11 protein-coding genes are annotated in these 15,361 nt (G+C 32.4%); all 11 read left to right on the forward strand.

The annotated features are described in order from the left end of the window. Positions 1-268: 268 nt before the first annotated feature. The 11 genes from ACVEGE_RS02105 to ACVEGE_RS02155 all read left to right on the forward strand — a co-directional run bounded on the left by ACVEGE_RS02105 (position 269) and on the right by ACVEGE_RS02155 (position 15,318). On the forward strand, positions 269-775 hold the full coding sequence (locus ACVEGE_RS02105; RefSeq protein WP_192501897.1) for a hypothetical protein: 507 nt from the start codon (positions 269-271) through the stop codon (positions 773-775). Positions 776-958: 183 nt separating this feature from the next. Then, positions 959-1,804, forward strand: a complete 846-nt coding sequence (locus tag ACVEGE_RS02110) for a formate/nitrite transporter family protein (protein ID WP_173856320.1) — start codon at positions 959-961, stop codon at positions 1,802-1,804. Positions 1,805-2,006: 202 nt separating this feature from the next. Beyond that, positions 2,007-2,708, forward strand: coding sequence for a hypothetical protein (locus tag ACVEGE_RS02115; protein ID WP_192501896.1), 702 nt, complete (start codon positions 2,007-2,009; stop codon positions 2,706-2,708). Positions 2,709-2,945: 237 nt separating this feature from the next. Then, positions 2,946-4,361: a carbon starvation CstA family protein gene (locus ACVEGE_RS02120; protein WP_173856319.1), complete on the forward strand. Its 1,416-nt coding sequence runs from the start codon at positions 2,946-2,948 to the stop codon at positions 4,359-4,361. A 196-nt stretch (positions 4,362-4,557) separates the two neighbouring features. Beyond that, a complete protein-coding gene (locus ACVEGE_RS02125) occupies positions 4,558-6,870 on the forward strand; it encodes a type IA DNA topoisomerase (protein WP_173856318.1) in 2,313 nt (770 codons plus the stop codon). Between the two features lie 141 nt (positions 6,871-7,011). Then, a complete protein-coding gene (locus ACVEGE_RS02130) occupies positions 7,012-7,950 on the forward strand; it encodes an alpha/beta fold hydrolase (RefSeq protein ID WP_192501895.1) in 939 nt (312 codons plus the stop codon). Between the two features lie 213 nt (positions 7,951-8,163). Continuing rightward, entirely contained in the window at positions 8,164-9,384 is a 1,221-nt protein-coding gene (locus ACVEGE_RS02135) for an IS4 family transposase (protein WP_192501455.1), read from the forward strand. A 101-nt stretch (positions 9,385-9,485) separates the two neighbouring features. Next, on the forward strand, positions 9,486-10,499 hold the full coding sequence (locus ACVEGE_RS02140) for an IS30 family transposase (RefSeq protein ID WP_173854735.1): 1,014 nt from the start codon (positions 9,486-9,488) through the stop codon (positions 10,497-10,499). Between the two features lie 526 nt (positions 10,500-11,025). Beyond that, positions 11,026-11,688 (forward strand): DUF2306 domain-containing protein, encoded by a 663-nt coding sequence (locus tag ACVEGE_RS02145; RefSeq protein ID WP_192501924.1) that lies wholly within the window; start codon positions 11,026-11,028, stop codon positions 11,686-11,688. A 24-nt stretch (positions 11,689-11,712) separates the two neighbouring features. Continuing rightward, the gene (gene bla, locus ACVEGE_RS02150) at positions 11,713-12,591 is read left to right on the forward strand and encodes a class A beta-lactamase, subclass A2 (RefSeq protein ID WP_192501923.1); all 879 of its coding nucleotides are present in this window, start codon (positions 11,713-11,715) and stop codon (positions 12,589-12,591) included. A 417-nt stretch (positions 12,592-13,008) separates the two neighbouring features. Beyond that, positions 13,009-15,318, forward strand: coding sequence for a TonB-dependent receptor (locus tag ACVEGE_RS02155; protein WP_225738188.1), 2,310 nt, complete (start codon positions 13,009-13,011; stop codon positions 15,316-15,318). Positions 15,319-15,361 lie beyond the last annotated feature (43 nt).

Raw genomic sequence — 15,361 nt, forward strand, 5'->3', positions numbered from 1 at the left:
CTATAATAAAACACGGAATGATATGCGCAATACAACTTATAACTTTGTATCTAGTTAACTTTGCTTTACTGTAATCTTCTAAAGACAAAACCCATTATAAGATTGCATTATCAATATTCCAGCTTTAAATAGTAACATTAAAATGCTTTTACTCTTTTATGAGCTATTACAATTAAATTTGTTGCTATCAATAATATTCTTAAATTGAGATTTTAAAAAAATACTTGACGCAGCAATATTTTGCTGCTCTATAAAGCGACATTACATTATGGAAAAATATTTACGTCAACTGATTTCGATTGAGTTTGAAGATAAGAAAGACATTTTTACCGGTTTTTTAATTGACTGGACAGAAGACTGGATTTTACTTAAAAATAATCCTGTTGATTTTATAATTGATGGTTTTACTATTTTAAAAAACAAAAACGTAAAAGCAATTATTCAGGATAAGGATCACGAGTTTACAGAGAAAGTAATTAAACTTAAGGGACTAAAAACAAGTGCTGAAGAAATTATTCCTTTGACCAATTTAGCGTCAATTATTTATTTTTTGGCTAATAAGTACCCCGTTTTTCAAGTTGCTAAAAAATCAGATAAGGCGGTTTACTTAGGTAAGTTAATGGAATTCACAGATAAGGAATTGGTCATGGACTTCTTGAGTCCAGAGGGTGAATTTGAGGGTGTGATGAGTTTCAAGCACAGTAAAGTAAGAGTAATCGAATTTGATACTGATTATATCAATTCTCTAAAATTACTTGTTGACGAGAACGACTAGTTAGCAGTTCTCTTTATGTTTTATTAAAAGTAAAAAACAGACTCCCCTAGCCCTGATGGCAGCGGTATCGCCTGATTTAGTAAACAAGGCATTTTTGCCGTAGTTTACTTATCAGGAATAAAGCGTACAGCAGGACGGATGGTTTTTAAAATCACAGTAGTTCTGCTACTAATAAATAGTCTTATGAAAACTGAAGAAAAAGAACAAGAAAAATATCAGGAAGAATTAGAGCAAACATCAAAAGAAGTAGATGGTGTAAATGAATATCGCGAAATATTAAGTCGGGTGATTCATGAAGGCGAAGAGATATTCCAAATTAAAAATAAAGCCATTACATTAAGTGCTATTATTGCAGGACTTGAAATAGGTTTCAGTTACTTCATGATTTGTACCTTATACTATTTACTAGAAGGCACTTTAGCCGAAAATACAATTTTTAAGTTATTTAGTTTGGTCTACCCTATAGGGTTCATTCTTGTTGTTTTAGGCAAGTCGGCTCTTTTTACTGAACAAACTTCTGTTCTAACATTACCTGTTCTTAATGGGCAACGATCAATAAGAGAATTGCTTCGTATTTGGGGTTTGGTAATATTAGGCAATATTGTTGGTGGAATTATTTTTACATTATTTATTGGTTTATTAGCCCCACAATTAAACTTATTCACACATGAAACAATGGTGAAAATAGGGTCTCACGTAGTCCATCATGATGCTTGGGTACTCTTTTTAAGTGCAATAGTTGCTGGATGGTTAATGGGCTTGCTAAATTGGTTATTGAATAGCGCCAAGAATTCACTAACACGAATATTTCTAATTTTTATGATTACTGCTGTTATTGGTTTTGGAGGGTTTCATCACAGTATTGTAGGTAATATTGAGGTATTTGCTGCCTTCCTGTTTTCAGACACAGTTAGCTTTTTTGATTATTTATGGTTTTTAATTCTGGCCTTGTTGGGTAACGGTATTGGAGGCGCCATAGTCGTAGGCCTTTTTAAATATCGAATTTTCGAATCAAACTATGCTAAATAACTTTCAAAACAAGCATTACTCTAATTCGCATTTTATTATAATTGAAGTATCCTAGCATTTAATACAAGTGATAGAACCTAAAACGTTCACACTGATAATATAATACCTGTTTTTTACGTTTCTAAATTTAGTTTTAGAGTAGTTTAAATACTCCTAAACGATTCTTTCATTCTAATAAAACTTTATAATTGATTGAAAATTTATGGAAAAAATATTTAAAAATACGATCAAGACTGTAATTCTGGCAATAGGTTTTTCCTCTTTTGGACAAGGGAGTATTAAGGATTCTGTTTTTATAAAAAAAGTTAGCGTTGATGATACAGCGCTCTCAATTACTTTGATTGACAACCCAAATAATTCTTATTATGATCGCATCAATAATTGGGATTTTAGTCCCACTGATGATGTAAGCTATCAGTTTTCAATTGATTATTTGAAAGAAAACGAATCTCCGCTTATTAAAAAAACACCTATTATTGCACAAACAAAATGGTTGCCTATAAAACAATACCAAGGTAAATTTTACACCTACTATCCTTGTGACTTTTATACCTATTTTAAGGTTTCAATTGATGATAACGAATTTATTGATTGGACTGGCGAAGGTCCTTTTGCAAGTAAAATTATCGAACAGAATAAAATTGACAACGCTACGTTCGAATTCAAACTAACTGGCGTAACCCAAAAAGACAAAAAACTGATTATTCATATTATTGATAACGAAAAGGGAATTGCCGTTTTTGAAGAAATCAATACCGATATGAATTACTACTACTTAATGGTTGCATCTGATAAAATAAAAAGCCTTCCGTTAATTGTAAATAATTGCGAAACTAATAAGCAAACAGAACTACTGTTTGACGAACCTAATTTTGACGAACTGTTAAAACAGTCCAAACTTTAAAGTATTCTATCTGGAAATATCCCATTTAAGAATACAGCATTTACCATCCAAAAAAAAACACTACATTATTAAACACAGCAATTTATAATCGCAAAAACCCGTTTTTGGCTTACAAGATTGTTTTATTCTCAATGAATTTCACAAAAAACGAATAACAATTTAAAAGCTATATTTATTTACCAATAAAATATTATATTTAAAGAATAGTAGCATTATTCATAATAAAAATAGCTAAATATGATCACATTCATTATCTCCCTTATTTTATTACTTTTAGGATATCTTATTTATGGAAAGTTTGTCGACAAGACATTCAAGTCTGATCCTAATAAAACAACTCCCGCTCATACTCTTGAAGATGGAGTTGATTTTGTTCCCATGAATAGCAACAAAAATGCTTTTATCCAGATTTTGAATATCGCAGGCGTAGGACCTATATTTGGCCCAATTCTAGGTGCACTTTACGGCCCTTCTGCTTTTTTATGGATTGTTTTTGGTTCTATATTCGCTGGTGGCGTGCACGATTACCTTACTGGAATGATTTCATTACGGTACGGTGGTGCTCATTTACCTGCATTAGCTTCTCGTTTTTTAGGCAAATATTTTAGCCACATAGTCAACTTTTTCACGCTATTATTGCTTCTTTTAGTGGGGACTGTTTTTGTCACTGCGCCCGCTAAAATGATTGATGATTTAATTGGTGATGACTCCAGCCTCCTGAGTATAATTGTATTGTGTATATTTATCTATTACATCATTGCTACGGTTTTACCTATTGATAAAGTCATTGGGAAAATCTATCCTGTACTTGGATTTATGCTACTCGTTAGTGCTGTAGGAATTTGTATTGGAATGTTTATGTACGGAAACCCAATACCCGAATTAACGCTTGAAAATTTGCACCCAAAAAATATCCCCTACTATCCAGTTATATTTTTAACCATTTCTTGTGGTGCATTATCGGGGTTTCATGCTACCCAATCTCCTATTATTTCTCGTACAATAGATAATGAAAGAGATGGTCGAAAAATATTTTACGGAATGATGATTCTTGAAGCAGTTATTGCCATGATTTGGGCAGCAGCAGCAATGAGCTTAATGAATGGGGATGATCTAAGTATGCTTTTAGCAAATGGTGGTCCCGCTGCAGTAGTGAACAAAATTGCAATTGTATTTTTAGGAACTGTTGGAGGCACTATTGCTGTACTTGGGGTTATTGTTTTACCTATTACATCAGGAGATACATCTTTTAGAGCGGCGCGCATGATTATTGCTGACTACTTAAAAATAGATCAAAAAGAATTAAAAAATCGTTTTATGGTTGCTATTCCGTTATTCGTAATTTCTTATATTCTTACTAATATGGACTTTCAGTTATTGTGGAGGTATTTCTCTTGGGCGAATCAAGTAACTGCAGCAATCGCTTTATGGATTGGCGCTGTTTATTTGTACCAAAAGAAAACACACTATATCATTGCACTAGCACCTGCTTTCTTTATCACTTCAGTAATAGGTTCTTATTTATTTTATGACCCTACAATTGGTTTTGGTCTTGATGTAGCTACTTCAAACTGGATTGGTTTAGTAATCACTGTTCTAATCACAATCTCATTTTTTGTAATAATGAAAAAAAGAAAAGAGGTTATGGAATAACTGATAATTAAAATATTTAAAACTACAGCCTTAACAAGTTGTAGTTTTTTTTTGGAGTTTTAAATCACTATTTATAATTTTCAAAAACAACCTTGTTAATCTTAAGCCCTATTCAATTCGTTCATAACTCCTGAAGATTTCATTTCCATACCAACTTCTAAATTCCTAATTTGCGCCCTCAAAACAAGTAGTAAAAATGAAGGTCTGTATTGCCGAAAAACCAAGTGTAGCACGAGAAATAGCATCCGTATTAGGAGCTAACACTAAGCATGATGGCTACTATGAAGGTAATGGCTACGCAGTCACCTACACGTTTGGACATTTGTGTACTTTAAAAGAACCTAACGATTACAAAACCTATTGGAAAAGTTGGGATTTGAACAACTTACCCATGCTTCCTGAAAAATTTGAAACTAAAGTAGTGGAGAATTCAGGTATTCAAAAGCAATTTAGGATCATAAAAGGATTATTCGATAAAGCTACTTTAGTAATTAATTGTGGGGATGCTGGACAAGAAGGAGAGTTAATTCAGCGCTGGGTTATGAATGAAGCCAACTACAAAGGAGAAGTACAACGCCTTTGGATTTCATCCTTAACTACAGAGGCAATTAGAGAGGGTTTTGACAACTTAAAACCATCTGCAAATTATGATAACTTGTACTATGCGGGTTTTTCTAGAGCCATTGGCGACTGGTTACTTGGTATGAACGCTACTCGTTTATACACCGTAAAACACGGTGGCTACAAACAAGTTTTATCTATTGGTCGCGTACAAACGCCAACATTAGCTATGGTGGTTGATCGCTGGAAAGAAATTGAAAATTTTAAACCGCAGCCCTACTGGGAACTGCAAACGTTATATAGAGAAACGCTTTTTAGTTATGAGGACGGCCGCTTTTTGAAAAAAGAAGACGGAGAACGCTTAGCTAATAAAGTTAAAGAAAGTGATTTTGAGATTGTTTCTATCGAAAAAAAGAAAGGAAATGAGTTTGCACCAAAGCTTTTTGACCTAACGGGCTTACAAGTATATTGCAATACAAAATTTGGTTTTTCAGCAGATGAAACTTTAAAAATTGTACAAACATTATACGAGCAAAAAGTAGTGACCTACCCCAGAGTAGACACCACCTTTTTACCCAATGATATTTATCCAAAAGTGCCTGGAATTCTACAAAAGCTAACGAATTATGCCGCATTAACAGAACCTCTTTTAGGAAAGAAAATAAAAAAATCAACAAAAGTTTTTAATGATAAAAAAGTAACGGATCACCACGCAATTATCCCAACAGGAATCCAGAGCAATTTACAATTCAATCAACAGCAGGTTTACGACATTATTACCAAACGCTTTATAGCCGTATTTTATGATGATTGTTCAGTTGCGAATACTACAGTAATAGGTAAAGCTGCAGATGTTTTATTTAAAACTACTGGTAAAGTGATTCTCAAAAAAGGATGGCGTATTGTTTTTGAAAATGCTAATGCAAAAGAGAAAGAAACTGACCTACTTCCAGATTTTGTTGAGGGAGAAAAAGGCCCGCACCAACCATCATTTTTAGAAAAAGAAACCAAAGCTCCCAATCAATTTACTGAGGCAACTTTACTGCGTGCTATGGAAACCGCAGGAAAACAAGTTGATGATGAAGACCTACGCGAATTAATGAAAGAAAACGGTATAGGTCGTCCGTCAACGCGAGCGAATATTATTGAAACCCTTTTTAAACGCCAATATATCGTTAGGAATAAAAAACAAGTTTTACCCACTCCTACCGGAATTCAACTAATAGATACTATTCAAAATGATTTAGTGAAATCAGCTGAACTTACTGGATCTTGGGAAAAGCAATTGAAAGACATAGAAAAAGGAACATTTAGTGCTGCGGCGTTTATCAACAACATGAAGCGCATGGTAGATGCTTTAGTGTATGAAGTTCGAAGTGAAACTACCCGTGCTAATATTTCGCATGCTGGCACTGCTCAAAAACAAGAAGCAAAAGTCGAAAAAAAGAAAGCAGCAGGAATCGCGGCAGAAATTTGTCCGAAATGTAAAAAAACAACACTTTTAAAAGGGAAATCGGCTTACGGTTGTGCCAATTATAAAGTGGGTTGCGACTTTGTATTGCCATTTACTTTTGCAGATAAAAAAATATCAGAGAATCAGTACCTGCGTTTACTACAAAAAGGATCTACAGTAAATTTAAAAGATTTTAAAACGGATACCGGTACAGTAGAAGGATTACTTCGTTTTGACGAAAACTTCAAAATTATATTGGAACCTAAAAAATCAGCTTCACCTACTCCATCAACAGAGAGCAAAACTGCTGCTGATGCATTAGCTTGTCCAAAATGTCAAAAAGGTACGGTTATCAAGGGAAATACTGCTTACGGTTGCAGCGATTATAAATCAGGTTGTGCTTTTAAAGTATCTTTTGATGTCGTTAGAGAAAAATTAAAAGATCAAAAACCAACTAAAGAAGTAGTGTACAGCATTTTGAAAGAGAATAGTTAGAAATCTACGTAACAACAATTTGTTAAGTAGCTTTTGAAATCAACATTCATTAAAAGTATAATTATATAATTTTTACATGAAATTCTAAAACTTTAAAATAAGTTTATAAAGTACCTTTGACACCAATTGAATTTTATCATTATGTCAAAATTATTACTCAAATTCGCCTTCTTATTTTTAGTTGCTGGTTGTGCTTCCTCAAAAAAAGTAAAGTTTGATGATTACGTTTTTCAATCAAAAAAAGAAAAAACTACTTATATTAAATCTTATAATCGTTCCTTAAAACTTTGGGGAATTCCTTATTCGCAAGAAAATATTAAAACTAGATTTGGAACAGCGCATATCGTATTAGCAGGTCCTAAAAACGGAAAAAAATTAGTACTCTTACATGGCATGGATGCCAGCTCTACAATGTGGTATCCCAATATAAAAGCTTTAGCAAAAACCCATCGTATTTATGCCATCGATTTTTTAGAAGAACCAGGCAAATCAACTTTAACATCAAAATCCCTTTCAGCTGATGATATTGTTATTTGGTACAATGATATTTTTAATTACTACAAATTAAAGCAATTTGATATTATTGGAGCTTCTCGTGGCGGTTGGATTGCTACCTTATTAGCAACTCAAAAGAATAATTCTATAAACAAAATGATTTTATTAAGTCCGGCACAAACATTCGAATTTGTTGATAAAATTGGGAAAACAACAACGGCATTGTTTTTAAAACTTTTTCCCAGTCAGAAAAAATTTGATAAAACAATGGAAATATTCTCAACACATCCTGAAAACATCAGCCCAGTATATAACAAACAGTTTTATTTGGCCAATAAATATGCTAAATCAAATACAGGGATGCTTAAAATGCAGCCTTTTTCCGATGATGATTTAAAATTAATTACTCATCCTGTTCTTGTTTTAATTGGTGATCATGATGTTATTAATTCTGAAAAAAGTTTAGTAAAAGTTCAAAACATTTTAGTAAAAGGGCAATCAAAAATAATAAAAGATGCAGGACACTTTTTAAGCATTGACCAGTCTAAAGCTGTTAACGAGGACATGGTTACCTTTTTAAAATAGAAACTCTTCTATTTCTTAATACTATTTGTATAATAATACTTAATTAAATTAAAAATCACAATTGTATTCTGACTCCGCTTGAATTGATAAAAATTAGTTTGAAAAATGATCCACTTTTTTAGTTTAAAATTCATTGTTGTCCGATAAAAAAAGAAGCCAAATTAATGGCTTCTTAAAATAATCGTAATTTAGAGTTGCAAAATTCAAATAACGATGGGTAAAAATAAGTATTTTTCGACTAAGTCTGTTTTCGGACAGCTAATTTCTTTAATAGATGACTCCATGATTCAGAAAGCTGTTGAGAAATATAATTCAGACCGATATGTAAAACGTTTCAAGAGTCAAGATCATCTATTTAGTATGATATTTTGTTGCATAGAAAAGTGCAACTCTTTACGAGAAGTATCTGGAGGAATGCTTGGTTTGTCAGGTAAGGAAGAAACTGTTAGAATCAACTCTCTTCCCAAAAAGAGTACTTTGGCGGATGCCAACAAGGGACGTAAGGTTGAGTTTTTTGAAGAAATTTATACCAATTTACTTCAGAAATATAGCTTCGTTTTATCGGACAGTCGAATTAAAGAAGCTTTGAAGAAGAATGTTAAGATTGTAGATAGCACCACAATAAGCTTGTTTAAAGATATATTAAAATGTGTTGGTAGAAAGTCTGTTGACGGAAAAAGTAAAGGAGGAATTAAATCGCATAGTGTGATAAATGCCGATGAAAAAGTACCAAGTTTAGTTTGGTTCACATCAGCCATAACGCATGATCATCAGTTTTTGAAAAGACTAAAATGCGATGAACATACCGTTTATATATTCGATAAAGGATACAATGATTACAAAGCTTTTGAGCATTTTACAGCTCAAAAAACAGGTTTTGTAACGAGAATAAAAGAGAATGCAAAATATGAAGTAACACAAACAAATGACATTCCAAGGAACATTCACTGCGGTGTTTTATCGGACGAAATAATTGAAGTTGAAGTCAATAAGGAAGGCGTAAAAACCAAATTGAAATTAAGGAAAATAATGTACTATGACAGAGAACACAAAAGAAGATTTGAGTTTATTAGTAATTTGTTTGACTTTAGAGCAGACACAATAGCTGCACTTTATAAAATACGTTGGCAAATAGAGCTTTTGTTCAAACAAATCAAGCAAAATTTTCCTCTAAAATATTTTTTAGGAGACAATGAAAACGCTATTAAAATCCAAATTTACTGTGTTCTAATAGTAAATCTATTGCTAGGCGTGATAAAGAAAAGCTTGAAACGACAATGGTCTTTCTCGAATTTAATTAGTTTTTGTAGAATTCATTTATTCAATTACATTCACCTAACTAAATTCTTAGAAAGTCCTGAAAAAGACTGGGAATTAGATCATATAAAAGATGGTCAAATAGGTTTATTTGATGATTATTTAGCAACTGGATAAAATTCGATATAACAAACCAAAAATTATATTTTTTAGTACATCGAATTCGGAGAATTCAAGAACCTAACGCAACAAATGATAAATTTTATCTTTGTTGAATTATGGAAAAAAAGTACAAAAGATTATCCTTCGAAGAACGTATTATAATTGAGACTTTACTCAAGGAAAATAAGTCCAAAAGCTACATTGCAAAACAAGTAAACCGAAATAGATCCACCATTACCAAAGAAGTGAAACTTTGGATATTAAAGCCAACCGACATCTACAAGGCTGATTTAGCACATTGGTATGCTTTAGAAAACAATAAAATCAAAAGAACTCAAGATAAAATAAACTCACATCCCAGACTTAAAATGTTCATTTATAGAAGTTTATTAAAGGGGACGAGCCCTGAATTAATGGCTGGACAAATCAAGGTATTATACCCAAATGACCCTATTATGTCCATTTCTTACGAATCTATTTATAAGCATATTTATAGATTTAGACAATCTACGTTGGGTAAAAAACTAATCAAACTTCTACCCTATCATCATCACAAAAGACGGGACAAAAGGAAATATGGTATAAAAAAAACTCGAATCAAAGACCAAGTCAGTATTGATGATAGACCTAAATATATCGAGGAACGCCTTGAAGCTGGACATTTAGAAGGAGATTTAATGATTGGTGTAGCACACAAAAGTGCTATTGGAACCATTGTAGATAGAAAAACTAGATTTTTAATTATTGTAAAAATCAACAACAGAAAATCCAAAACAGTAACTCACGAATTTGCAAAGCTCTTAAATAAACAACCTCAATACCTCAGAAAAACAATGACTTACGATAACGGAATAGAAATGGCTAATCATAAATGGCTCTCAGAAAAAACTGGAATGGATATTTATTTTGCACATCCATACTCCTCATGGGAAAGAGGAACAAATGAAAATACTAATGGACTAATTAGAAGGTTTTTACCCAAAGGAACCGACTTTAACACAATAACTATTGAAGAACTAAAACGAATAGAAAACAACCTAAATAACAGACCTAGAAAGGTTTTAGGTTTCAAGACACCTAATGAAATGAGAAGCGAGGAAATCAACAAAATGAATCAAGCAACGGCTTAAGTTTGGAAATAACTTTTGGCTCCTTAAAAAGCCAAAAAAGTTATTCTAAAATTAAGCACATTATCTAAGAAAAATACTAAATTTGATTAATTAAAAAAAACTAACACTGTTGCGCTAGACCCTTGAATCCGCCTTCTCAAGATAGTACTCGAAAACAAGCTGAACTAGGTTAAAACCTCGTCAAGCCTTGCAAAATAAAGAAAAAATAACTTTCAAATTATTTTTACCGGACAACAATGTTTAAAATTAAAGACTAGTAACGGATAGTCATGAAAATTAACATTATCTCTTTAAAATTAAAGTACTGATTAAAAAAAATATTTAAGAACTACACACAGCATTTTAAAACTCATGCCCTACTATTATATTTTTATGTTTCATTAAAATATAATAACGCCCAATAAAAAAACGAATTATTACCTTCATTTAACAACTCAACCATAATAATCTACAGTTGGGTAATTACTATTTTATTAAATCACTTTATAATACGAGGTTTGAACCACAGTAACTAAATAAAGTTAAAATGGAACAAACTATAAAAATCTTAATTTACATTCATGCCTTTTTTGGCGGAATTGGATTAATAACCGGTGTAGGAAGTATAATCTCTAAAAAGGGAACTAACACCCATCAAAAATTAGGAAAATTATTCTCAGTAGGAATGCTTACAAGTTCTGTACTATCATTACTAATTTGCTGGATACCAAAACATCATAACTTATTTTTATTTCTAATTGGAATATTTACTATCTATCTAGTGGTATCAGGTAATCGTGCGATAAAATTTAAGTCTAAAAATAAAGCTGATTTATTTGATAAAATTATATCAGGGACAATGCTTCTTTTGTCGCTAGTAATGATTCTAATTGGAATTTATTGTGTTTTGAATAACATTACTAACGGAATCTTATTTGTCTTTTTTGGTAGTTTAGGATTATTTATGACAGTAAAAGACTTTCTATTCTTTAAAAATGTTTCAAAAAATAAAAATAATTGGCTTCAAAAACACATCGGGAAAATGATTGGCGCTTTAATCGCCTCCATTACTGCTTTCATAGTTGCAGGATTAGGAATTGGGAATTTGATTACTTGGATTACGCCATCAATAATTGGAGCCCTTTACATTATTTACTGGAATCAAAAAACGAATTATAAAAAAATATCCGATAAAAAAGCAGATCTTTAGGCAAAAAGAGTAACACCACTAAACATGAAAAAACTTTTTATAATAAGTTCCCTTTTACTGCTTTCTTCTCAACTTTTTGCACAAAAGTCAAGCGAATTAAAATCTCAGATAGAGCACTTAATTTCCTCAAAACAAGTTACAGTTGGCGTATCTATTTTAGATTTAGAAAGCGGCGACACTCTAAGTATTAACGGAAACAAGTTGTTTCCTATGTTGAGTGTTTTTAAGTTTCATATTGCACTAACGGTATTAAATAAAGTAGATAAAGGCGAATTGACCTTAAACGACAAACTCTTTATTAATAAAACCGAATTACTTGCTGACACTTGGAGTCCGTTTAGAGATAAATATCCTGATGGAAATGTTTCTATAACTATACAAGAAGCCTTGCAGTATACCGTTTCTCAAAGTGACAACAATTTATGTGATGTTTTATTAAGAAGAATTGGTGGAGTCAAAGTAGTTGAAAGTTTTATTAACAATCCCAATTTTATTATTCATAATGATGAAGAAGCAATGCATCAAAGTTGGAATGCACAACTAGTAAATACAACAACACCTAATTATTCCGTTGCGCTATTGAGAAAATTATATCAAAATAAAATATTGACCGCTAAGTCTTGTGAGTTTCTTTATAATGCAATGCTGGTAACCTCAGTAGCGCAAAATAGAATAAAAGGCAAGCTACCTCTAGGTGCAGAAGTAGCCCATAGACCCGGAACTTCAGGTACAAATAGTGATGGCCTAACAGCTGCAATAAACGATATTGGAATTGTAAAACTACCCAATAGCAAACACTTTATATTAGCTATATTTCTACAAAATACTACGGAAACGTTTAAAGAAAGTGAAGAGATAATAGCTGATATTTCGAAATTAACATGGGATTTTTATTCTAAATAGCACCAAAAATTTTTATAAACAGTACAATTACCATATTAAGCATATTCGAAAAATACGATTACATACGACTATTCTCAATGTGACAAAACTAAACTAAGCTATATTGTACTCGGTTTTGATAAAAATATTAAAATTTATTAAGTGCTTCTTTAAAATTACAGTATTCTACTAAATTAGCCTAGCCTTCCAGCTAGGTTTTTTTTATTTATAAAACACTGTATTACATTTCGTTAATAACTTTATTTTTATTTAATCTAAATAACTATTGTTGAATAAAAATTAAAATATAGATTTGCACTATTATTATTAAATCTAAATAATAATTAAACACATTTAACCTTAATTAATTTTAACATGTACTATTTCAATAAACAACTACCACTCTACCTATTCTTACTCTGTTTTTCCTTGTTTTCAATGAATACTTTTGGTCAGCAACAAACAGCGGCTATAAAAGGAATTGTTTACAGCAGTGGAAATAAAGCTGCAGAAGGAGTAACAATAACCTTAAAAGGAAAAAACAAAACAACCATAACAGACAATGACGGTACTTTTATAATTAAAAATCTAGCCGAAGGAGACTATACTTTAGTAGTTACCCTAATAGGGAACAACGACGTTGAAAGAGCTGTAACGTTAACTAATAATGAAACCACTACTGTAGACATCACGCTTACTTTATCCAGTAATGAATTAAATCAAGTTGTTATTTTAAGTAACAAAAGTGCTTTTAAAACCAATCGAATTTCGTCTTCACTTCGTTTACAGTCTCCTATTATTGAGATTCCGCAAAACATTCAGGTGATCACTGGAAAATTAATCAATGATCAACAAATTTTCAATATGCTCGAAGGGGTTACTCGTAACGTTAGTGGTGCAACCAGAGTAGAACACTGGGACAATTATGCTAATATCACCATGAGAGGGAGTCAAGTTGCCGCTTTTAGGAACGGTATGAATATCAGTTCAACATGGGGCCCACTTACGGAAGACATGAGCATGGTGGAACGTATCGAATTTGTAAAAGGTCCTGCCGGCTTTATGTTGGCTAACGGAAACCCAAGTGGTTTTTACAATGTAGTGACTAAAAAACCTAGCGGACGTACTAAAGGAGAAGCAAGTTTGACTTTAGGAAGTTTTGATATGTATAGAGGTACACTAGATTTTGACGGAAAATTAACTAACAACGGAAAATTACTGTACAGAATTAATGTGATGGGCGAAAAGAAAGGCAGCTACCGTGATTTTGATTTTAATGACCGCTATAGCTTTGCTCCTGTATTAAAATATCTATTTTCAGACAAGACAGCAGTAACATTAGAATACACACAACAATTCTCTAAAGTAAATGCAGTGGGTTCTAACTATTCTTATTCACATAAAGGATATGCTGATTTGCCTCGAAGCTTCTCCACATCTGAAGCTAATTTAGATCCTACAAAAATGACAGAAAAAAATATTCTTGCCATTGTAGAACACAAAATAAATGAGAACTGGAAATTTACAGCCCAATCTTCTTACCTAAACTACAAACAAGAAGGGCTTTCATTGTGGCCTAATGGTTTTGATAGTACTAATGAAGCTATTCTTAAACGTGCTGGAAACATTTGGGATATTCTAGGAAAAATTTATGTGGGACAAGCGTATGTAAATGGTGAAGTTAAAACAGGAGCCGTTTCTCACAAAATTTTATCTGGGGTTGATCTAAGCGATAAAACCTTTTATCACGATTGGATGCAGTCCTTCAGCATGCCTGATTTAGACATCTATAATCCGGTACACGGAACCTTAGCCGCCTCCCCTACTTTTGACAGAAGTACAAATATTGAAGACCGAGGTATAAAATACCAAAACAATTATAAAGCACTTTATGTACAAGATGAATTAGGTTTCTTTGACAATAACTTGCGATTGACATTAGCAGGAAGATATACTGTGCTTAAAGCAGCTAACTATTACGCTGGAGATACTAAAAACAGTAGGTTTACACCAAGGGTGGGCTTAAGTTATTCCTTTAATAAAAATACATCAGCCTATTTTGTAAACGATCAATCTTTTAATGAAAACTACGGCGCTGACTGGCAAGGAAATTCTTTTAATCCTGAGACCGGTGGAAATATCGAATTTGGTTTAAAAAGAGACTGGTTGAACGGAAAATGGAATTCAGTTGTTTCTGCCTACCAAATCACAAAAAACAACGTACTAACTGCTGATGCAGAACATTCTACTTCAGCTATGCAATATAGTAGAGAAAGCGGACAGCAAAAAGTAAAAGGTCTTGAGGTAGATATTAGAGGTGAAATCTTTAATAATTTAGATCTTATCCTAAACTATGCCTTCACCGAAGGAAAAACAACTAAAGATAGTGATGCTTCTCTCGTAGGAACGCAAGTTCCAGGAAGCACTAAGCACATTCAAAACGCTTGGTTAAATTACAAAATAGATAAAGGAGCTTTAAACGGAGTTGGTGTTTCATTAGGATACCAATATCAGGTAAAAAGAGCACCTTGGTTTATTTCGAATGGAAATACTGCTAGCTTACCTAATTACTTTAGAGTAGATGGAGGCTTATCGTATCAAAGGAAAAAAGTAACTATAAACCTTACTGTCAATAATATCTTGAATAAATATTTATACTCGGGAGGTTATTACAGCTATACTGACATGTACTACTGGCAAGCAGAGGCAGGTACCAATGCTAGAGTTACTGTAGCCTACAAATTCTAATTTTAGAGACAATCTATCACCCAATAACTCCGCATATTTTAAG

Source organism: Flavobacterium sp. PL002 (genome assembly GCF_054165825.1).

Coding starts and splice junctions, on each gene's coding strand:
- ACVEGE_RS02105 (WP_192501897.1), top strand. CDS start 269: ATGGAAAAATATTTACGTCAACTGATTTCGATTGAGTTTGAAGATAAG.
- ACVEGE_RS02110 (WP_173856320.1), top strand. CDS start 959: ATGAAAACTGAAGAAAAAGAACAAGAAAAATATCAGGAAGAATTAGAG.
- ACVEGE_RS02115 (WP_192501896.1), top strand. CDS start 2,007: ATGGAAAAAATATTTAAAAATACGATCAAGACTGTAATTCTGGCAATA.
- ACVEGE_RS02120 (WP_173856319.1), top strand. CDS start 2,946: ATGATCACATTCATTATCTCCCTTATTTTATTACTTTTAGGATATCTT.
- ACVEGE_RS02125 (WP_173856318.1), top strand. CDS start 4,558: ATGAAGGTCTGTATTGCCGAAAAACCAAGTGTAGCACGAGAAATAGCA.
- ACVEGE_RS02130 (WP_192501895.1), top strand. CDS start 7,012: ATGTCAAAATTATTACTCAAATTCGCCTTCTTATTTTTAGTTGCTGGT.
- ACVEGE_RS02135 (WP_192501455.1), top strand. CDS start 8,164: ATGGGTAAAAATAAGTATTTTTCGACTAAGTCTGTTTTCGGACAGCTA.
- ACVEGE_RS02140 (WP_173854735.1), top strand. CDS start 9,486: ATGGAAAAAAAGTACAAAAGATTATCCTTCGAAGAACGTATTATAATT.
- ACVEGE_RS02145 (WP_192501924.1), top strand. CDS start 11,026: ATGGAACAAACTATAAAAATCTTAATTTACATTCATGCCTTTTTTGGC.
- bla (WP_192501923.1), top strand. CDS start 11,713: ATGAAAAAACTTTTTATAATAAGTTCCCTTTTACTGCTTTCTTCTCAA.
- ACVEGE_RS02155 (WP_225738188.1), top strand. CDS start 13,009: ATGAATACTTTTGGTCAGCAACAAACAGCGGCTATAAAAGGAATTGTT.